The 19,005-nt window shown below is 72.3% G+C and carries 16 protein-coding genes; 5 read left to right on the forward strand and 11 right to left on the reverse strand.

The window, feature by feature from the left end; translation table 11 throughout:
- Positions 1–106 precede the first annotated feature (106 nt).
- From ADL22_RS17685 to ADL22_RS17710, 6 genes are all read right to left on the reverse strand, one after another.
- The gene (locus ADL22_RS17685; protein WP_066980030.1) at positions 107–1,060 is read right to left on the reverse strand and encodes a nucleoside hydrolase; all 954 of its coding nucleotides are present in this window, start codon (positions 1,058–1,060) and stop codon (positions 107–109) included.
- Positions 1,061–1,172: 112 nt separating this feature from the next.
- Positions 1,173–2,558 (reverse strand): C4-dicarboxylate transporter DcuC, encoded by a 1,386-nt coding sequence (dcuC, locus tag ADL22_RS17690; RefSeq protein ID WP_066980033.1) that lies wholly within the window; start codon positions 2,556–2,558, stop codon positions 1,173–1,175.
- The gene (locus ADL22_RS17695) at positions 2,540–3,649 is read right to left on the reverse strand and encodes a LacI family DNA-binding transcriptional regulator (RefSeq protein WP_066980036.1); all 1,110 of its coding nucleotides are present in this window, start codon (positions 3,647–3,649) and stop codon (positions 2,540–2,542) included. The genes dcuC and ADL22_RS17695 overlap by 19 nt, the downstream gene beginning before the upstream one ends.
- A 297-nt stretch (positions 3,650–3,946) precedes the next feature.
- Complete coding sequence (locus ADL22_RS17700) at positions 3,947–5,293, reverse strand: DUF2786 domain-containing protein (protein ID WP_199836324.1); 1,347 nt, start codon at positions 5,291–5,293, stop codon at positions 3,947–3,949.
- Positions 5,294–5,497: 204 nt separating this feature from the next.
- Positions 5,498–6,793: a L,D-transpeptidase gene (locus ADL22_RS17705; protein WP_066980039.1), complete on the reverse strand. Its 1,296-nt coding sequence runs from the start codon at positions 6,791–6,793 to the stop codon at positions 5,498–5,500.
- A gap of 505 nt (positions 6,794–7,298) precedes the next feature.
- Positions 7,299–7,637: a hypothetical protein gene (locus tag ADL22_RS17710; protein WP_066980042.1), complete on the reverse strand. Its 339-nt coding sequence runs from the start codon at positions 7,635–7,637 to the stop codon at positions 7,299–7,301.
- A gap of 108 nt (positions 7,638–7,745) precedes the next feature.
- Between ADL22_RS17710 and ADL22_RS17715 the strand changes: the two genes are divergently transcribed.
- Complete coding sequence (locus ADL22_RS17715; RefSeq protein WP_066980045.1) at positions 7,746–8,159, forward strand: hypothetical protein; 414 nt, start codon at positions 7,746–7,748, stop codon at positions 8,157–8,159.
- A gap of 236 nt (positions 8,160–8,395) precedes the next feature.
- On the opposite strand, the gene hutH is transcribed toward ADL22_RS17715, so the two are convergent.
- The 5 genes from hutH to ADL22_RS17740 all read right to left on the reverse strand — a co-directional run bounded on the left by hutH (position 8,396) and on the right by ADL22_RS17740 (position 14,879).
- Positions 8,396–9,934, reverse strand: coding sequence for a histidine ammonia-lyase (hutH, locus tag ADL22_RS17720; RefSeq protein WP_066980048.1), 1,539 nt, complete (start codon positions 9,932–9,934; stop codon positions 8,396–8,398).
- Between the two features lie 195 nt (positions 9,935–10,129).
- Entirely contained in the window at positions 10,130–11,230 is a 1,101-nt protein-coding gene (locus ADL22_RS17725) for a GGDEF domain-containing protein (protein WP_066980171.1), read from the reverse strand.
- A 199-nt stretch (positions 11,231–11,429) separates the two neighbouring features.
- Positions 11,430–12,224, reverse strand: a complete 795-nt coding sequence (locus tag ADL22_RS17730) for an enoyl-CoA hydratase/isomerase family protein (RefSeq protein ID WP_066980051.1) — start codon at positions 12,222–12,224, stop codon at positions 11,430–11,432.
- Positions 12,225–12,313: 89 nt separating this feature from the next.
- The gene (locus tag ADL22_RS17735; RefSeq protein WP_066980054.1) at positions 12,314–13,477 is read right to left on the reverse strand and encodes an adenylate/guanylate cyclase domain-containing protein; all 1,164 of its coding nucleotides are present in this window, start codon (positions 13,475–13,477) and stop codon (positions 12,314–12,316) included.
- 532 nt (positions 13,478–14,009) lie between these two features.
- Positions 14,010–14,879 carry a biotin--[acetyl-CoA-carboxylase] ligase gene (locus ADL22_RS17740; protein WP_066980057.1) on the reverse strand — a complete coding sequence of 290 codons (870 nt, stop codon included), beginning with the start codon at positions 14,877–14,879 and terminating at the stop codon, positions 14,010–14,012.
- 134 nt (positions 14,880–15,013) lie between these two features.
- Here ADL22_RS17740 and ADL22_RS17745 point away from each other — a divergent pair, with 134 nt between their 5' ends.
- From ADL22_RS17745 to ADL22_RS17760, 4 genes are all read left to right on the forward strand, one after another.
- A complete protein-coding gene (locus ADL22_RS17745) occupies positions 15,014–16,603 on the forward strand; it encodes an acyl-CoA carboxylase subunit beta (RefSeq protein ID WP_066980060.1) in 1,590 nt (529 codons plus the stop codon).
- 62 nt (positions 16,604–16,665) lie between these two features.
- The gene (locus ADL22_RS17750) at positions 16,666–16,881 is read left to right on the forward strand and encodes an acyl-CoA carboxylase epsilon subunit (RefSeq protein WP_066980063.1); all 216 of its coding nucleotides are present in this window, start codon (positions 16,666–16,668) and stop codon (positions 16,879–16,881) included.
- A 109-nt stretch (positions 16,882–16,990) separates the two neighbouring features.
- A complete protein-coding gene (gene mmpB, locus ADL22_RS36685) occupies positions 16,991–17,119 on the forward strand; it encodes a morphogenic membrane protein MmpB (protein ID WP_267890182.1) in 129 nt (42 codons plus the stop codon).
- A gap of 186 nt (positions 17,120–17,305) precedes the next feature.
- Positions 17,306–18,793: a peptidoglycan D,D-transpeptidase FtsI family protein gene (locus ADL22_RS17760; protein WP_066980068.1), complete on the forward strand. Its 1,488-nt coding sequence runs from the start codon at positions 17,306–17,308 to the stop codon at positions 18,791–18,793.
- Positions 18,794–19,005 lie beyond the last annotated feature (212 nt).

The following is a 19,005-nucleotide window of genomic DNA, read 5'->3' on the forward strand; positions in this document are numbered from 1 at the left end:
CGCGGCAGCAGGCAGCTTCCTCTCCGGACTCGTCGCACTGGTCCCCGGAGTGGCCGTTCACTGACCGAAGCGGCAAGGGACCAGCTGCTACTGGGGCGGGCCGAGGTCACGCCGCGGCGGTGCGCAGGGCGGTGAGGGCGGAGGTGATTTCGTTGGTCCAGTAGGAGGTGACGGCGGCGCTGTCGGCCGTGATGGCGATCTGGGCGTTGGGGGCGGCCTTTCTGGGGACGCGGAACTCGCAGACCGTTTCGCCGCGGGTGAGCCGGCCGGTGGTTTCGAAGTCCAGGCGGGCGGGCCGGAACGTGTAGAACTCCGGGTGGGCGAGGTAGACGGCGGTGTTGGGGTCGTGCAAGGGCATGGGGACGTTCTTGTCCTTGTCGCGTATGCGCAGGTAGAAGTCGGTGTGGTGGGCCAGGGCCTCGGCGACGGGGCCGCCGGCGGCGCGCATCGCGTCCTCGAAGGACGCGTCGATCAGCGTCTGGTTGGTGAGGTTGAGGCCGAACATGCGCAGGGGAATGCCGCTGTCGCACAGCACCTGTCCCGCTTCGGGGTCGGCGTAGGCGTTGAACTCGGCGGCCGCCGTGTGGTTGCCACGCCCCACCCCGCCTCCCATGAAGACGAGTTCGCGGATCTTCGGGACGATGTCGGGGGCGGTGCGGACGGCGAGGGCGATGTTGGTCAGGGGGGCGGTGGCGACGATCGTCACCTGCCCGGGGTGGGCGCGCAGGCAGTCGATCAGGGCGGGAACCGCGTGCTGGGGTTCGGGGCGCCGGTCGGTGGCGGGCAGGCCCGTCCCACGGGCGCCCAGGCCGTCCTCGCCCAGCAGGCCCTCGATCGTGCAGGGTTCGGCCGCGAGGGGTTTGGTCGCGCCCGCGTGGACGGGCGCCTGGATGCGGAAGGCGTCGACGACGCGGAGGGTGTTGCGCAGGGTGTTGGCGAGGGTGGTGTTGCCGACGACAGCGCTGACGCCCAGGAGGCGGACGTCCGGCTGGTGGGCGAGCAGGACGAGGGTGATCATGTCGTCGTAGCCGGTGTCGCAGTCGTACCAGATGTCGGTCATGGGGTGAGCTCCTGGTCGGTGTCGGGTCGGATACGGGGGGCGTGGGGGCCGAACGGCCGATGGGGGCGAGGGCCCGTGGGTCAGCCGAGCCCTTGGGGCAGTGGGCCCGTGGTCAGTGGGGGATGAGGAGCCAGGTGAGGGTCAGGCTGACGAGGATTCCGGCGCCCATGGGGACCGCGGTCCGCTTGACCAGCTCGGTCGGCGCCACCTTCAGCACGGACGCGACGATGATCACGACCGCGGAGATGGGGGACATGGCGCGCGTGAGGTTGCCCATGAACTGCATGGGCAGCGCCAGCAGGGCGCCGTTGAGGTGCGCCTGCCGGCTCACCTCGCCCAGCGCGCCGCTGACGGCGTAGAAGACGGACATACCGCTGCCGGTGATCAGCGTCATCAGCAGTTCCGCGCCGGCGAAGCAGATCATCAGGATGAACCCGGCCCCGTGGGCGTTCTTGACCGCGTCGATCAGCTGGGCGAGCACGCCCATCCGCGTGATGCCCTCCACCAGCAGGGCGGCGCCGATCAGAAGGGCGACGGTGGTCTTCAGCCCGGCGGCCATGCCCTCGTAGAACTGGCGGGCGTCCTCGAAGGACGCGGCGACCTGCCGCCTGCGCAGCAGTTCGACGGCGAGCGTGATCAGCAGGCAGGCCAGGGTGATCGGCACCAGGCCGGTGTCGAGCCCCGCGCCGACCTTCAGCGCCACCACCATCAGCAGGGGCAGCAGGGGGAAGACGGCGTACCACGAGGGCGGCAGGTCGGTGCGGATGTCGAGCCGCTCGTCCTCCAGCGTGTCCGCGGTGGGCGCGGGACCGGCGCCGGCCGCCCGGGCCCTGGCGTCCATGTACTTCTGCCAGAAGTAGTGGACGACCGCGATGACCAGCAGCGTCGGTACAGACACCTTGGCGTGCATGCCGTACGTGTAGTCCAGCAGGCCCACGCCCAGGGACTTGGCCGCCACGATGTTGTCGGCGCCCAGCGGGGTGGGGACGATGGTGGCGGTGGTGGCGATGACGGCGCCGGCGGTGAGGCGGGAGAGCCCCACGCCCACCAGGGTCGGGTAGAGGGTGGCCATGAGCAGGATGCCCAGGCTGGAGGCGCTGGGCACGACGAGCGAGAGCACATTGCCGAGCAGGAAGGTGAGCGGCACCAGGAGGTAGGTGGCCCTGATCTTCCGCAGCGGGCGCGTCAGGACGTGCACGGCCACGTCATTGGCGCCGATGCGCGTCATGTAGGTGGAGAAGCCGAACAGCACCATGATGGTGAGCCCGACCTCCGCGAGGCGGTTGCTGATCACCGCGCCGACGAACGCGAAGACGTCGAAGAAGGCGTTGCCCGTGGAGTCGAACTCCAGCTTGCCGTCGGGTCCGTGGCCGAGCAGGGCGGCCACCAGCAGCAGGACCGTGCCGAGGGTGAAGAGCACGATCGTCGGGTTCAGCTTCTTCCCGATCATGTAGGCCGCTGCCGCCACCACGACCAGCACTATGGCGATTTCGAGCATCGTCCTTCCTCGGGGAGTCCAGGTGCGGCGGGCCCGGGTGGCGCGCAGCCGCAGGAGCGGCGCAGCGTGAGGCTGCTGGGGACAGTGACGCGGCGGGCCACCTCGCGGCCCCGTAAGACGTCCCGGATCAGGTCCAGGGCGCGCCCGGCGAGGGCGGGCACCGGCTGGACGACGGTGGAGAGCGCCGGCCTGGTGAAGCGGGTCTCCTCCGTACCGTCGAACGTGATGACGGCCAGGTCGTCCGGGACCCGCACCCCCGCCTCCTGCACGGCGGCGAGGAACCCGGCGGCCTGCTGGCCGCTGCTGACGAACACCGCGCGGGGCAGCGGCCGTTGGGTCCGGCGGCGGCCGTCCAGCAGCGCGCGGGCCGCCGCGTGGCCGCCGCGCCGGGTGAAGTCGGCGGTGACCGCCGGTCCGGGCGCGAGCCCGGCGGACGCCACCGCGGAACGCCACCCCAGCACCCGGTCCTGGGCGACCGGCAGATCGACGGGACCGGCGACGCAGCCGATCCGGCGGTAGCCGTGCGCGGCGATCAGGTGCGCGGTGGCCGCCCGCGCACCGGCCCGGTGGTCGACGGTGACCAGCCCCATCCGCGGGTCGCCGGGGTCCCGGTCCACGGCGACGACGGGGACGCCGGCGTCGATCAGGGTGCCGAGCCGGTCGGGGTGGTCGGCCCCGACGGTGATGACCGCCTCGACCCGGCGGGCGAGGAAGGTCTCGGCCAGGCTGCTCTCGCTGACGCGTCCGCGCGCCGCGGAACCGAGCACCACGGTCCGGCCCCGGGCCTGGGCGCAGGTGGCGACGGCGTCGGCCAGCGCCGCGAAGAACGGGTTCTCCAGGGTGGGCACCAGCATCCCGTAGCTGTCCGACCGCTGGGAACGCAGCGCGCGGGCAAGGGAGTTGGGGCGGTAATCCAGTCTCCGTACCGCCGCCAGGACCCGCTCCCGGGTGCCCGGGGCGACCGGCCGCGGCCCGTTGTTGAGGACGTAGGAGACCACCGCGGTGGAGACGCCGGCCAGCCGGGCGACGTCGTCGCGGGTGGCGCGGGCCGGCCGCGCGGGGTGCGGCGGCCCCTCGGCGGACGCGGTCACCGGACGCCCTGCCGGCCCGGCGCCCCGGGGCACCCCTCGCCGTCATGCCCGGTGACCCGAACACCGTTACTGCGGGCGGTCCCTGACGGGGCGGGACCTTGGACGCGCGACGCCATCGTCACACCACTTCCCAGTGCGCACACGAGCGTCTACTCGTGTAGAGAGGATGTCGCGTCCATGCTGCGTGCCCCGCCGCTTCCGGCTGAAGTGGCCAAGGTCCTTACTTCCCGGGGCCATTGCCCCCGACCGGGCCGGACGGCGGCCCCCGCAGCTCACGGAGGCAGGGGCGCGGAGCGGTCAGTCCTGCGGCGGCGGTGTGGGGTGGCCCAGGCGGGCGCGGTCGGCGGCGGCGGTGCCCTGGTGCCAGCCGGCGGCGTCGCGGACGCCGCGGAGGCGGACCGGCGCGGTGTCCGGGAAGAGGGCGCCCGCGGTCTCCTCGACGGCGAGTTCCCGGGCGGCGAGCACCGGCAGGAGCCGGTCGGCGGTGGCGGGCGTCCGGTCGGCGGCCTCGGTGGTGGCGGCGGCGGTGGCCGCGGCGAGCCGGGTGCGGATGCGGTCCGCGTACGCCACGAGGAACGTCTGGCGGAAGTCGCGGGTACGGCGGGAGCGGCCGCGGGCGTGGTGGTCGTCGGCCGCGCGGTTCATCGCGGTGGTGGCCTGGAGGAGCAGCGAGGTGTAGAGCAGTTCGGCCGCCTCCAGGTCGGGCGGGAAGCCGATGACGGTGGAGAAGCCCAGGTCGGAGGCCCAGACGGCCTGGCAGCGGTTGGCGGAGGCGACGGCGTCCAGGAGGAGGGCACGGGCTTGCTCGTAGGGGCCCTCGATGCCGACGCGGATCGCCGCGGGGCCGTCGGCGGGCCGGCCCGGGTCCCCGGCGTGGGCGAGCAGGGCCTCGTCGATGCTGTGCCGGGCGATCAGTTCCTGGGCCTTGGCGGACAGCGCCTCGGCCTCCACGGGGTACGGGGTCGCCTCGGCCTTGGCGAGCAGGCCGCGGATCCGGCCGAGCGCGCGGGAGGCGGCCATACCGCCGGCGGGGGCAGCCGTACCGGTGGGGGACGGAGGTGGCAGCGGCGTGATCCGGGGCAGCCGGGCGAGCAGGCGCAGGGTGGTCAGGACGTCGCAGGCGGTTTCGAAGCGGGTGGCGCGGCGGCGGGCGGCCAGCGCGTCCAGGTAGCCGGCGTCGGTGTCCCACCAGACGCGGGCGTCGAGGCGGGTGAGCTGGGCCTGCCAGCGGGCGTCCCGGGCGGGGCCGCCGGCGGGCCGGGGCCGGGCCTCCTCGGCGGCGATGGCGTCGAGGACCACGGCCGCCGGCGCGGTGTCCTGGGCCTCGCGCCGGACGATCCGTTCGAGGTCGGCGGGGTGCCAGCCGCCCGCCCAGCAGCGGCGTACGGCGTCCGCGGCGGCCGCGATCACGGCGGTGCTCATGGCCGGCCAGCCGGGGGGCGCAGCGGTCAGCTGAGAGGCGCCCGCTTCGATGGCGTCCTCGGCGGCCGTCCCGTCCGCCGCGTAGCGGACCCGGCCGAGGATGTCGCCCAGGACGGCCGTGGCGGACCTGGTGGCGGCGGGGTCGGGGGCGGGCTGCCCGGTGCCGCGAGGTTTCCGGGTGCCGCGCCCCGTGCGGCGGTTGTTCGTGCGGTCGTCGCTCACCTGGCCACTGTACGGAGGGGCGGGTGGGCCTGCGCATACGGACCAAGCGGAAGCGGAAGCGGAACGGCCCGGCCCCCGCGCCGAAGCGTCGGGACCGGGCCGTGACGAGCGCCGTGCCGGGCCGTGGCCGGCCGGCGTCAGCCGCTTCGAGACAGCAGCCGCTTGAAACGTCAGCCGCTGGGAGGCGTCAGCCGCCCGCAGGCATCAGACCGCGCTGCCCGCCACCCACTGCGACCAGGACATGTTCCAGCCGTTGAGGCCGTTGTCCGGCTTGATGGTCTTGTCCGGGGAGTTGATCACCTTCACCACGTCGCCGAGCTGCGAGTGGTTGTAGAACCACGCGCCGTCGGTGGACGGGTCGCCCGCGCCCTTGACGTCCTTCAGGCCGATGCAGCCGTGGCTGGTGTTGGCCTTGCCGAAGATGCCCTTGCCCCAGTAGTTGCCGTGGATGAAGGTGCCGGAGTTCGACAGCCGCATGGCGTGCGGGACGTCGGGGATGTCGTACTCGCCCTTGCCGTCGGTCTTGTTGGTGAAGCCGACGGTGGAACCGTCCATCCGGGTCTGCTGGAACTTCTCGGAGATGACCATCTGACCGTTGTAGGTCGGGTGGTCGGCGCTGCCCGAGGAGATCGGGATGGTGCGGAGCGTCTTCCCGTCCCGGACCACGGTCATCATGTGGGTCTTGGTGTCAACAGTGCTGACCTGCGAGTGACCGACGTGGAAGTGGACGGTCTTGTTCTGGATGCCCTTGACACCCGGCGACGCCTCGACGCCGTCCAGCGCGAGCTTCAGCGTGACGTCGGAGTTCGGCTTCCAGTAGTCCTTGGGCCGGAAGTCCAGCCGCTTGTCGCCGAACCAGTGGCCGACGACCTGCTGGTTGCTGCTGGACGCGACCGAGATCGCTGACTGCACGGCCTTACGGTTCTTGACCGGCTTGTCGAAGTTGATCGACACCGGCATACCGACGCCGACCGTCGAGCCGTCCTCGGGAGTGAAGTTCCCGATGAAGCTGTTGGCCGGGGAGACGGTGGTGAAGGTGGAGTTCTCCACCGCCGTACGGCCCTGGGCGTCCTTCGCGTGCGCGGTGATCTTGTAGGTGGTGGCGCGGGAGAGCGCCTGGTCCGGCTTCCAGGAGGTGCCGTCCGCCGACAGCGTGCCCGGGACGGTCTTGCGCTGCGTCTGCTGCGACTGGTGCGCGGTGACCGTGGTCAGGGTGACGTCGGTGAGCTTGCCGCCACTGGCGGTCACCTTCGCGCTGTTGAGACCGGCGTCGGTGGAACCGTCCTGCGGGGCGATGGTGATCTTGGCCTGCGAGGCGTCCTGGGCGGCCGCCTCGTCCACCTGCTGGGTGCTGTCGTGCTGTCCGTTCTCGTGGCGTCCTGCGTTGGCACCGCCGCCGTGGCCGGTGGCGCTGCTGGCGCCGCACGCGGCGACCGTGAGTACCCCGCCGAGCAGCGCGGCACTGGCTATGAGGCCCTTGCGGCGCTTGCGGTCCGTCATCACACGCTTCTCCATTGTTACCGATTGCGAAAAATCCCCGAGCGAGCCGCCAACTGACCGCAGACATATCTGGACGCAGGCATTCCGGCCGACTCCCATGGAACGCCTTATCCGTTTCGTCTGCTCCATTCCTGGCGGAAATGTGGGGAAGGACACGCAAGAACACGTAAGCGCGGCAAAACGGCCATGGGGGGATGAATGATATGGGTCACGTAGAGGTCTGCGGGGTGGCGCATGGGGTGCGTCCCGTCCGTTGCGGCACGGTGCGTGCCGACAGCCAGACCACGGCCCGGCTGTTCAACGAGTACCGGGCGGAGAGGGCATCGGCCGCGCGTGGCTTTCCTTCCGGGCGGGTTCCCCGGAACCGGCCGGATATGTCGCGCCGCGGGGATTCGTCCGTCCACGCGGGATACGGCCCCCGTAGGGCGCGGCGTCGTGCCGTGTTCCACCGGGGGCCGGGGGTCGGGGCCCGTTGCGCCGCGGGGCGTGGCGGACCGGTCGGGCCTCAGTCCTCGCCCTCCGCGTCCTCCGCGAGGTCCCATTCCGCCGCGTCCCACTCGGCGTCCGGGTCGTAGTCGGTCATCTCCTCGCTGCTCCAGGACGCCTGGGCGAGTTCGGTGCCGGGCACCCCGGTGACCAGGTCGAACGGGTCGATGAGGTGGGCCAGCGCCTCCGCCGGGTCGTCTCTGACCGTTTCCAGCGATTGCCTGCGTTCGTCCTCGGGGACCGCGGCCTCGCCCTTGATGTGGTCGACGGCGGCGCCGGTGAGGCGATCGGCGTCGGTGACCTCCATGACGAGTTCGACGTGAAGCCGTACAAAGCGTGATGTCTCACCATTGCTCATGGACGGAGGGTAAGCACGTCCGGGTCCCGACTACCGCGCGACCCGCGGCGGTCACTAACATCTGCGGGCAACGGCCAATTCGCCGAACCCACAAGGGGGATCGCTTTCGTGACCGCACGTCGACCACTACTGACCGCCGCTGCCGCGGGATCGGTGCTGTTCGCCCTGTGGTTCGTACCCTCCGCCAATGCCCTGGTGGGAGATGACGGAGCGACACATTCCGCGCTGCGGGCGGATTCCGCTTCCGCCGGCCAGGGCCGGGCGAATGTCTCGGACGCTTCCGGCGCGGGGAAGCATTCCGGCAGCCGGTCCGGGGACACCGAAGCGGGCAATACCGGCAGCGGTTCCACGACCACCCGGCCGGGCGGCGGGCCCGCCGCGGACGGCGGGGCGCACCACTACCTCGCGGACACCGGCAGCCCCGACACCACGCCCTACGTGGTCGGCGGCGCGGGTTTCCTCGTACTCGGTGCCGCGCTGGTCAGTTACTCGGTACACCGCACCCGCGACGAGACGGTCTGAGCGGGAGCACCGCGTCACCCCGGGCGGCACCCCCGCCACCGCGCCGCGTCACGCCACAGCACAGGGCGCGTCACAACCGGTGTCGATCCCGGTCATGACGCGCCCCGGCGCGTACCGCAGCCCGCTCCCCCGCGCCGGTCAAGCGCGTCAGTCAAGCGGAGTAACGGCATAGGACAGCCACGTGACGGCACAGGACAGTCACATGACGCCGAGCAGCACAGTCATATGACCCAGCGTCAGGCCAGCTCCCCCGTGACCGTCTCGGCCGCCGCCACCAGCTTGCCGTCGCGCACGAAGGCGTAGGCCGCCTCCAGGTCGGGGGCCAGGAAGCGGTCCTCGCCCGGGCCCTGCACGCCCGCGGCGCGTATGGCGTCCAGGACGGCGCGGGTCGCCGGCGCGGGGGTCAGGCCCTCGCGCAGTTCGATGGCGCGGGTCGCGGCGTAGAGCTCGACGGCGATGACGCGGGTGAGGTTGTCGACCGCGGTGCGCAGCTTGCGCGCCGCCGACCAGCCCATCGAGACGTGGTCCTCCTGCATGGCGGACGACGGGATGGAGTCCACCGACGCCGGCGCGGCCAGCCGCTTCAACTCGCTGACCAGGGCGGCCTGGGTGTACTGGGCGATCATCAGGCCCGAGTCGACGCCCGGGTCGCCGGCCAGGAAGGCGGGCAGGCCGTGCGAGCGGTTCTTGTCCAGGAGGCGGTCGGTGCGGCGCTCGGCGATCGAGGCCAGGTCGGCCGCGGCGATGGCCAGGAAGTCCAGGACGTAGGCGACCGGCGCGCCGTGGAAGTTGCCGTTGGACTCCACCCGGCCGTCCGGCAGGACGACGGGGTTGTCGACGGCGGCGGCCAGCTCGCGCTCGGCGACCAGCCGGGCGTGCGCGAGGGTGTCCCGGCCGGCGCCGGCGACCTGCGGGGCGCAGCGGACGGAGTACGCGTCCTGGACGCGCGGGGCGTCGTCCTGGTGGTGGCCGGTGAAACCGGAACCGGCCAGGAACGCCAGCATGTTGGCGGCCGAGGCGGCCTGGCCCGGGTGCGGGCGGATGGCGTGCAGCTCGGGCGCGAGGACCTTGTCCGTACCGAGCAGCGCCTCCAGGGAGAGCGCGGCGGTGATGTCCGCGGAGGTGAACAGCCGGGCCAGGTCGGCGCAGGCCATCACCAGCATGCCGAGCATGCCGTCGGTGCCGTTGAGGAGCGCCAGTCCCTCCTTCTCGCGCAGCTCGACGGGCGCGATGCCGTGCTCGGCGAGCAGCTCGCCGGACGGCCGGACGGTGCCGTCGGGGCCCTCCGCCTCGCCCTCGCCCATCAGCGTCAGCGCGCAGTGCGACAGCGGGGCGAGGTCGCCGGAGCAGCCGAGCGAGCCGTACTCGTGGACGACCGGGGTGATACCGGCGTTGAGCAGGGCGGCCATGGTCTCGACGACCACCGGGCGGACGCCGGTGTGCCCGGAGGCCAGCGTCTTCAGCCGCAGGAACATCAGGGCGCGGACCACCTCGCGCTCGACCCGGGGGCCCATACCGGCCGCGTGCGAGCGGACGATGTTGCGCTGGAGCTGGGCCCGCAGCTCGGGGCTGATGTGCCGGACGGCGAGCGCGCCGAAGCCGGTGGAGACGCCGTAGACCGGGTCGGGCTTGGCGGCGAGCTCGTCGATGAAGGCGCGCGAGGCGGCGACGGCGGCGCGGGCCTCCTCGGAGAGCTCGATCCGGGCCGCGCCCCGGGCCACCGCGATGACGTCCTGTGCGGTGGTGCCGGACGTCCCCAGCACCACAGTGTGCATACTCATATTCAGGCACCCTAGAGACTGAATCGCCGAATGTCACCACCGGATTTCGGGATCACCCCTTACCGATCGCATACGGCCACCCTGTCCATCATGCGCGCCCGCCGTACGGACCACCGTCCGCCGGCCGGGCCGCACCGGCCGCACGCACCGGCCCCACCAGGCGCACCCAGCGCCCCGGCCCCATCCCCGTCACCTCCGGAACTTCCGCCGCTCCGGCCCCGGCGCCGGCTCCGGCGAGTCCGCGAGCCGTACGACCGGATCGGCCGCGCCGCCGTGCCGCCCGGCCACCACCGGCTCCGCCGACCGGGCCGCCTTGGCGCGGTACTGGGCGGCGTCCGCGAGCCGGAAGAGGCGGCGGGCGCTGCGCACCGGGCCGATCGGGTCGCCGGTCGAGGCGACGCCCACCGCGACGCCCTCGCCCAGGTCCAGTTCCGCGGCGCGTCCGCACAGCTCACCGGCGATCTTCACCACCTCGTCGGACGCCGGGCCGACCGCCAGCAGGCAGAACTCGTCGCCGCCCAGCCGCGCCGCGAGCGTCCCCGGCAGCATCGCGCCGCACAGCGACAGCACCGATCCGAAGCGCTCCAGCAGCCGGTCGCCGACCGCGTGCCCGCGCGAGTCGTTCACCCGCTTGAGCCCGTTCAGATCGCACACCACCAGGCTGACCACCACACCGTCGGCGCGGTGCTGCTCCAGCGCCTGGTCCAGCCGCATATCGACCGCGCGGCGGTTGGCCAGCCCGGTCAGCGCGTCGGTGAACGCCAGCCGCCGGACCTCGGCCAGCCGCTCGCTCTGCGCGATCCCGGCGGCGGCCACGGCGGCCAGTACGGTCGCGAAGTCGGCGTCCGCCGGGCCGAAGACCGGCTCCCCCGGCCGCCGCGCCACATACAGCTCGCCCCACGCCCGGCCGTGCAGCACGATCGGGGCGACCACGCAGCAGCCCCGGCCGCGGCGGCGCAGCGCGGCCACTCTCTGGTGGTTGTAGCGGGCCCCGTCCGGGGCGCCGGCCGGCTCCTCCCCGGCGGTCTCCACCCAGGCGCTCGGCTCCCCGCCCCCGGACCACCGCTCGCCCAGGAACCCGACGATCTCCGGGAACTCGTGCACCGGATACGCCTCGTCGTCGGGGAACTCCCGCTCGCCCGGCGCCAGTTCGCCGACGTTCACCAGCACCCGCAGCCGCCCCCGCTCGCGTTCCCACTTGGAGACCGCCGCGAAGGAGCCGCCCAGCGCCCGGCACGCGCCGCGCGCCGCGGCCCGGGCCGATTCGCGCGGTGTGTGCACGGCCGCCATGGCCTGCGCCAGCTCCACCACGGCCCGCAGCCTGGCGTCACCCTCGTCCGTCACCGGATCCTCACATTCCGTTACTGTGAGCACGCTCTGTACTACAGCGTAGGAACGATTGACCCGATTCGCCCCTTCCTCCCGCGGATCGGCCCCGGAAGGACCGGGCGAAGGCGGCCCGGCAACGCACCCCGGCCCGCCCCGGCGCTCACTCCCCCGGCCAGTCCGGCTCCCGCTTCTCGTTGAACGCCGCGACGCCCTCGGCCCGGTCGCCGGAGAACGCCACACTCCGCCACGCGCCGTCCTCCACCTCCAGCCCGGCCCGCAGGTCCAGCCCGTGGCCCAGCCGCAGCGCGCGCTTGGCGGCGCGCAGCCCCACCGGCGAGTTGCGGGCGATCGCCGCGGCCAGCGCCAGCGCCTCCGCCCGGTCCTCGCCGTCCGCCACCAGCCGGTCCACCATGCCCAGCTCCGCCGCCTCCGCCGCGGCCACCCGGCGCCCGGTGAAGACCAGCTCGGCCGCGCGCGCCGCGCCCACCCGGCGCGGCAGCAGCTGCGTCCCGCCGCCGCCGGGGACCACGCCCACCGACACCTCCGGCAGCCCGACCACCGCGGTGCCGTCCGCGACGATCAGATCGCAGGCCAGCGCCAGCTCGTAGCCGCCGCCGAGCGCGAAGCCGTGGACCGCGGCGATGGCCGGCACCGGCAGCTCCAGGACGCCGGTGTACGCGGCGCGGGTGCGCGGGCGCTGCCGCATCAGATCGGCGTCCGTGAAGGAATTGCGCTCCTTGAGGTCGGCGCCCACGCAGAACGCCCGCTCATGCGTGGAGGTGAGCACCACCGCCCGTACCGAGCGGTCGGCGGCCAGCGCGGCGCACGCCTCGGCCAGCGCGTCGGCCAGCGCCGTGGACACCGCGTTCATCGCCTTGGGCCGGTCCAGGACCAGCTCCGCCACGAAACCGTGGCGCTCGATCCCGATCCACTCCTCCGCACCGAACCGCTGCATACCGCCCTCCGAATGCCGGTTAACGCTCGTTGACCTGTCCTCGGGATCATGTCAGGTCGGCGGCGATCGCGGCAGGGGCCCGCGGGCGGTCAGCCGCGCCGGGTCAGCATCCAGGGCTCGACGACGCCCAGGCCGCGCACCGGGCGCTGCCACATCGGCTGGAGCGCGAAGCGGTACGGGGGCGGCGGGCTGCCGGTGCCCTCCTGGGCGGCCTTCTCGGCGGCCGCCGCGTCCGCCTCCGACACCGGCGCCTCACCCGTACGCCCCAGCTCCTCCGCGAACGCCTCGTCCACCAGCACGGTGTCCTTCGGCGCTATCGACGTCAGCCGGCTGGCCAGATTCACGGTCGTGCCGAAGACATCGCCCATCCGGGTCGTGACCGTGCCGAACGCGATGCCCACCCGCAGCTCGGGCATCGTCTCGTCGTGGCCCATGGTCTCGATCAGCCGCAGCCCGATCTCGGCGGCGACCCCGGCGTCGTCCGCCGCGAACAGCACCTCGTCGCCGAGCGTCTTGATCAGCCGACCGCCGTGCGCGGCGACCAGATCGGCGGCGGTGGTCTCGAACGCCTCGACCAGCTCGCCCAGTTCCTCCTCCTCCAGCCGCCGGGTCAGCCGGGTGAAGCCCACCAGGTCCGCGAAGCCGACGGCCAGCCGGCGGTCCACCATCTCCGCGTCGTCCTGCGCCTGGACGACCCGCCCGGTGGCCGCGGCCAGCTGCCGCCGCCACACGTAGACCAGGAACTCCTCCAGCTCCGGCAGCAACAGCTCGACCAGCGGATACGTGATCTCCGTACGCGTCAGGCCGGAGTCCTGCGGCTCGGTCAGCCCCTCCAGGAACGAGTCGATCTGCCAGTCGGCGAGCCGGGCCGTGGTCTGGCCGGTGGAACGGGCGACCTGCACCGCCATCGCCTCGCTGAGCAGCCCCGCCTCGACGAGGCCGGCGAGCCGGCGCAGCGCGAGGACGTCGGCCTCGGTGAGCGCCTTGACCTGGCCGATGTCGGCGAAGCCCATGGCCCGCCAGAAGCGGGCCGCGAGGTCCATGGAGACGCCGGCGCTGCGGGCCGCCTGGAACGGCGTGTAGCGGCGCTCGGCGCCGAGGATGAGTTGTTCGAGCTTGACGGCGATGTTGTTCTCGCCGTTGCCGTCGCCCCTCCCGGGGTCGCCAGCGGGCTCGTCCGCGGGGGCCTCGCCCGCCGCGTCGCCCCCGGCGGCCGCGTCGCGCGGGGTGGCCCCGGCGTCGTCGGCGCTCACCGGCCGCTCCCTGTCCGCTCCCTGCGCACTGCCCTTCCGATCTCGCTGCTCGCCCCGTGGTGGCACGGCCTCAACGATACGGGGTTGCGTCCCACGTTGTGGTTTCTCGCGGCGGGTTGTTCCGCCGGGCCCTGTCTGTTCGTGGTTGCTCGCCGTACCGGCGGTTGGGGTTGTTTGTGGCCACCCCACGTTGTTGTGTGCCGCGCCGTTGTCGGTTGCGGTGGCCTCGCCTACGCGGCGGTGGGTGGGGGGCGGAGGGGTTTGTTTGTGGCCGCCCCACGTTGTTTGGTGCCGCGCCGTGGTGGCTGGGGCGGCCTCGCCTACGCGGGGTGGGTGGGGGGCGGAGGGGATGTCCCGGGGTGCGCCCGCAGGATCTGGAGCGAACCGCGGGGCATTCCTCATCACACGCACCAGATGCGCCCGCACCGAGGACGTACCCCGGGACAGCCCCTCCGGCCCCCACCAACGGCGGAACGCCGAGGCCACCCCAGCGCCCACGGCGGGAAAGCCAACAACGTGGGGCGGCCACAAACTACGCCACCGGCCGAAGGTGCACGATGTCACCGGCGCCGACCGCCTCACGGCCCCCACCCGGCAGCCCCAGCACCAGCCGCCCGTCCGAGTCGAGCGCGAGCGCCTCGCCCTCGACGAACCGCTCCCCGGGCAGCGAGGCCCGAACCTGGCGGCCCAAAGTCGAGCACCCCGCCACGTACGCCTCCTGGAGGCGGCTCGCCCCAGGGTCGCCGCCCGCCGCCCGCCACTCCCCGTACCACCGCTCCAGCGACCGCAGGACGGCCCGCAGCAGCGGGTCCCGGTCGGTGGAGTGCGCGCCGGCGAGGGCGAGGGAGCCGGCCGTCGGGACGGGCAGCTCGGCGGCGGTCAGCGAGACGTTGAGGCCGATGCCGAGGACGACGCCGTCGCCGGCGCGTTCGGCGAGGATGCCGCCGGCCTTGCGTTCCGCGCCGTCCACGGTGACCAGCAGGTCGTTGGGCCACTTCAGGGCGGTGTCGACGCCGGCGGTGCGGGCGACCGCGGTGGCGGTGGCGACGCCGGCCAGCAGCGGCAGCCAGCCCCAGCGGTCGGCGGGGACGCCGGGCTCCAGGTAGACGGAGAAGAAGAGGCCCGAGCGGGGCGGCGCGGACCAGCGGCGGTCCAGGCGGCCGCGGGCGGCGGACTGCTCCTCGGCGACGAGCACCGCGCCCTCCCGGAGGGTGCCGGCCGCGGCGCGCCCCACGAGGTCGGTGTTGGTCGATCCGGTGGCGGGGACGACGTCCAGGGAGGACCACAGCGAGCCGGGCCGGACGAGGGCCCGGCGCAGCGCGGCGGCGTTCAGCGGCGGGCGGTCCAGATCGGACCAGCGGCCGGCGTCTTTGTCCCGGTTTTCCGGAGGTTGAGGCGTCATGGCCCCAGCCTAGGTGTGGTCAACGACGCAGTGCCGGAGAGCAGTCCCGCCGATACGCTACGAGGCGGTAGCCACACCCGTACACCTCCCTTTCGTACGAGTGCCAGTCCAGGACGAGCAGGAGCCGCATCCCGATGTCCGAACCGGAAGCAAACATCCACACCACCGCGGGGAAATTGGCGGATCTTCAGCGGCGGGTCGAGGAGGCCACGCATGCCGGCTCCGCCCGCGCGGTGGAAAAGCAGCATGCCAAGGGGAAGTTGACGGCGCGTGAGCGCATCGACCTCCTGCTGGACGAGGGCTCGTTCGTCGAGCTGGACGAGTTCGCGCGGCATCGGTCGACGAATTTCGGGATCGAGCAGAACCGCCCGTACGGGGACGGCGTCGTCACTGGTTACGGCACGGTCGACGGGCGGCCGGTGTGCGTCTATTCGCAGGACTTCACCATTTTCGGCGGATCGCTCGGCGAGGTCTACGGCGAGAAGATCGTCAAGGTGATGGATTTCGCGCTGAAAAACGGCTGCCCGGTCATCGGGATCAATGACGGCGGCGGCGCCCGGATTCAGGAGGGGGTGGCCGCGCTCGGGCTGTTCGCGGAGATTTTCCGGCGGAATGTGCACGCGTCGGGCGTGGTGCCGCAGATTTCCCTGATCGTGGGGCCGTGTGCGGGCGGCGCGGTGTATTCGCCGGCCATCACGGACTTCACGGTGATGGTGGACCAGACCTCGCACATGTTCATCACCGGCCCGGACGTCATCAAGACCGTCACCGGTGAGGACGTCGGTTTCGAGGAGCTGGGCGGGGCCCGTACGCACAACACCACCTCGGGCGTGGCGCACCACATGGCGGGTGACGAGAAGGACGCCATCGAGTATGTGAAGGGCCTGCTGTCCTACCTTCCGTCGAACAACCTCTCCGACCCGCCGGCGTTCCCGGAGGAGGCGGATCTGGCGGTCTCGGACGCGGACCGCGAGCTGGACACGCTGATCCCGGATTCGGCGAACCAGCCGTACGACATGCACACCGCGATCGAGCATGTGCTGGACGACGGCGAATTCCTGGAGACGCAGGCGCTGTTCGCGCCGAACATCCTCACCGGTTTCGGGCGGGTCGAGGGCCATTCGGTGGGCGTGGTGGCGAATCAGCCGCTGCAGTTCGCCGGCTGCCTGGACATCAAGGCGAGCGAGAAGGCCGCGCGGTTCGTGCGGACCTGCGACGCGTTCAACATCCCGGTGCTGACGTTCGTCGACGTGCCGGGATTCCTGCCGGGCACGGACCAGGAGTACGACGGCATCATCCGGCGCGGCGCCAAGCTGATCTACGCGTACGCGGAGGCGACGGTTCCGCTGATCACCGTGATCACCCGGAAGGCGTTCGGCGGCGCGTACGACGTCATGGGGTCCAAGCACCTGGGCGCGGATCTGAACCTCGCCTGGCCGACCGCGCAGATCGCGGTGATGGGCGCGCAGGGCGCGGTGAACATCCTGCACCGGCGGACGCTGGCCGCCATCGAGGACCCCGCCGCCCAGGAGGCGCGCCGGCAGGAGCTGATCCAGGAGTACGAGGACGCGCTGCTGAATCCGTACGTCGCGGCCGAGCGCGGCTATGTCGACGCGGTGATCATGCCGTCGGAGACCCGCCGCCACATCGTCCGGGGCCTGCGCACGCTGCGCAACAAGCGCGAGGCGCTGCCCCCGAAGAAGCACGGCAACATCCCGCTCTGACGGGACGCCGGATCGCTGGTCGTGTTGCGCGTTGCAGTCCCCGCCACAGGAGGTCGTTGACGATGATCAAGGTCGTACGGGGCAATCCCACGCCCGAGGAGCTGGCCGCCGCGCTGGCGGTGGTCAAGGCCCGGGCGGCGGCGGTGGCCGCGGGTCCCGGCCAGGAGGCCGCCGGGCGCGGCAGCGAGTGGTCCGATCCGGCGGCGACGGTGCCGGCCCGCGCGCGGCTGCCGCACCCGGGGCCGCGGGCCTGGCGGACCAGCTTCTGGCCGCGATGACCTGGCCGGATCCGGTCGGTGCACACTGCACTGACTAGTCCTTGACGCCGTGGCGCCTGAGTACGCGTACTCAGGCGCCGCCGTCGTCCGGGGCGGGAGGATCGAGGTCATGCTGTGGTCAGATCCGCCCGATGAGCCGCCCGAGGAGCTGCGCGAGGCGCAGGCGAAGCTCCGCCGGATGGGCTTTGTGCTCGCCACAGCGATCATGGTGGGGACGCTGGTCCTCCTGGTGCGATGACGCTCCTACGGGGCGCGCGGTTCCCCCCGGGGCCCCGGTTCCCGCCGGTGCGGCGGGCCGCCGCCGTAAAACGCGTCACCCGCCGCAACCGCCGCGCGCGGAAGCGCATCTTTCTCTCCTGACAGCGCAATTCGGACAGGCGGCCGCCGGGTGACCGGGCGGCCGCCGCCCGGTGGAGGGGAGACCATGAACAGGCCGCTCAGACACATAGCCGTCTTCTGCGGGGCCCTGGTGCTGGCCCTGCTGGTCCGGGTGACCTGGGTGCAGTTCGTGCAGGCCGACGAGCTGGCGAACGACGACCACAACCGGCGGGTCAAGATCGAGGCGTACTCGTACCCGCTCGGCAACATCATCGTGGACGGCAAGCCGGTCACCGGGTCGGTGGAGACCAGCGGCGACTTCAAGTACAAGCGCACGTACACCGACGGCGCGATGTACGCCCCGGTGACCGGGTACGCCCGGCAGGCGGCCGGCGAGACCATGCTGGAGGGCGTCTACAAGAAGGTGCTCAACGGCAAGGACGACCGGCTGTTCTTCAACCGGGCGCGCGGGATGCTGACGGGCGAGAAGCCGCGCGGCGGCGATGTCGTCACCACCATCAGCGAGAAGGCCCAGAAGGCGGCCTACAAGGGCCTCACGGACCTGCACGCGACCGGCGCGGTGGTCGCCCTCGACCCGCGCAGCGGCCGGATCCTGGCGCTGGCCAGCACGCCGTCGTACGACCCCTCGGTCTTCGCCGGGCTGTCCACCGCGGAGGGCGAGAAGTACCTCGCGCTCGACCGGGACGAGGCCAAGCCGATGAACAACCGGGCGCTGCGGGAGATCTACCCGCCCGGTTCGACGTTCAAGGTCCTGACCGCGGCGGCGGCGCTGGAGCACGGCCTGGTCACCGACATCAACGCCTCCTCCGGCGCGCCCGCCCCGTACACCCTGCCGCAGACCCGCACCCAGGTGGGCAACGACGTGGCCGGGGCGCCGTGCGACAAGGCGTCGCTGAAGACCGGTATGCAGTGGTCGTGCAACAACGTCTTCCTGGACGTCGCGCACAAGCTGGGCACCGGCAAAATGCGGGAGACCGCGGAGAAATTCGGTTTCAACGAGGAGCATTTCGTCCCGGTCCGTTCGGCGGTGAGCGGTTATCCGAGCAAGCTGGACCAGCCGCAGACCGCGCTGACCGGTATGGGCCAGGGCAGCCTGACCAGTACGCCGCTGCAGATGGCGATGGTGGCGGCCGGTATCGCCAACAACGGCAAGGTGATGAAGCCGTTCATGGTGGAGGAGTTGCGCGGCCCGGATCTGTCCACGATCGAGAAGTTCGAGCCGCAGCCGCTGCACCCGAAGGAGCCGCAGGCGGTTTCCGAGAGCACCGCGAAGAAGGTGCAGGAAATGATGGAGTACACCGTTTCGGACGGCACCGCCTCGAAGGCGAAGATCGCCGGGGTGACCGTCGGCGGCAAGACCGGTACGGCCCAGCACGGTGCGAATGTGAACGATGAGCGGCCGTACGCGTGGTTCGTCTCGTACGCGAAGCTGCCGGACGGCAGTTCGCCGGTGGCGGTCGCGGTGTTCGTCGATCCGAAGGACATGGACATCCCGCGGTCGGAGATCGCCGGTGGAAAGCTGGGCGGGCCGATCGCGAAGTCGGTGATGCAGGCGGTGCTGAACAAGTCCTGATCATGGACTGGTGCTGATCATGGCCTGGCGCTGATCACGGCCTGATGAGGGGCCGGTTGCCACGGGGGGCGGGCCGGAAAAGAGGAACGGGTCGGACGGCCGGGAAAAAGGGGAAATTCTCTCCCCTGAGGACCGGTATCCGGCCCGTTTTCCGTGTTGACCATGGGGGCGACTGTGCGGTTCCTGTGTATTCCGCCGGCCGCTTACGGAGG

Origin of the sequence: Streptomyces sp. NRRL F-4489 (assembly GCF_001509485.1) — a bacterium.
Taxonomy (GTDB): domain Bacteria; phylum Actinomycetota; class Actinomycetes; order Streptomycetales; family Streptomycetaceae; genus Streptomyces.

Coding starts and splice junctions, on each gene's coding strand:
- ADL22_RS17725 (WP_066980171.1), bottom strand. CDS start 11,230: ATGGCGGCCGTGCACACACCGCGCGAATCGGCCCGGGCCGCGGCGCGC.
- ADL22_RS17745 (WP_066980060.1), top strand. CDS start 15,014: ATGTCCGAACCGGAAGCAAACATCCACACCACCGCGGGGAAATTGGCG.
- ADL22_RS17740 (WP_066980057.1), bottom strand. CDS start 14,879: ATGACGCCTCAACCTCCGGAAAACCGGGACAAAGACGCCGGCCGCTGG.
- ADL22_RS17760 (WP_066980068.1), top strand. CDS start 17,306: ATGAACAGGCCGCTCAGACACATAGCCGTCTTCTGCGGGGCCCTGGTG.
- ADL22_RS17705 (WP_066980039.1), bottom strand. CDS start 6,793: ATGACGGACCGCAAGCGCCGCAAGGGCCTCATAGCCAGTGCCGCGCTG.
- hutH (WP_066980048.1), bottom strand. CDS start 9,934: ATGCACACTGTGGTGCTGGGGACGTCCGGCACCACCGCACAGGACGTC.
- ADL22_RS17730 (WP_066980051.1), bottom strand. CDS start 12,224: ATGCAGCGGTTCGGTGCGGAGGAGTGGATCGGGATCGAGCGCCACGGT.
- ADL22_RS17710 (WP_066980042.1), bottom strand. CDS start 7,637: ATGAGCAATGGTGAGACATCACGCTTTGTACGGCTTCACGTCGAACTC.
- dcuC (WP_066980033.1), bottom strand. CDS start 2,558: ATGCTCGAAATCGCCATAGTGCTGGTCGTGGTGGCGGCAGCGGCCTAC.
- mmpB (WP_267890182.1), top strand. CDS start 16,991: ATGCTGTGGTCAGATCCGCCCGATGAGCCGCCCGAGGAGCTGCGCGAG.
- ADL22_RS17750 (WP_066980063.1), top strand. CDS start 16,666: ATGATCAAGGTCGTACGGGGCAATCCCACGCCCGAGGAGCTGGCCGCC.
- ADL22_RS17685 (WP_066980030.1), bottom strand. CDS start 1,060: ATGACCGACATCTGGTACGACTGCGACACCGGCTACGACGACATGATC.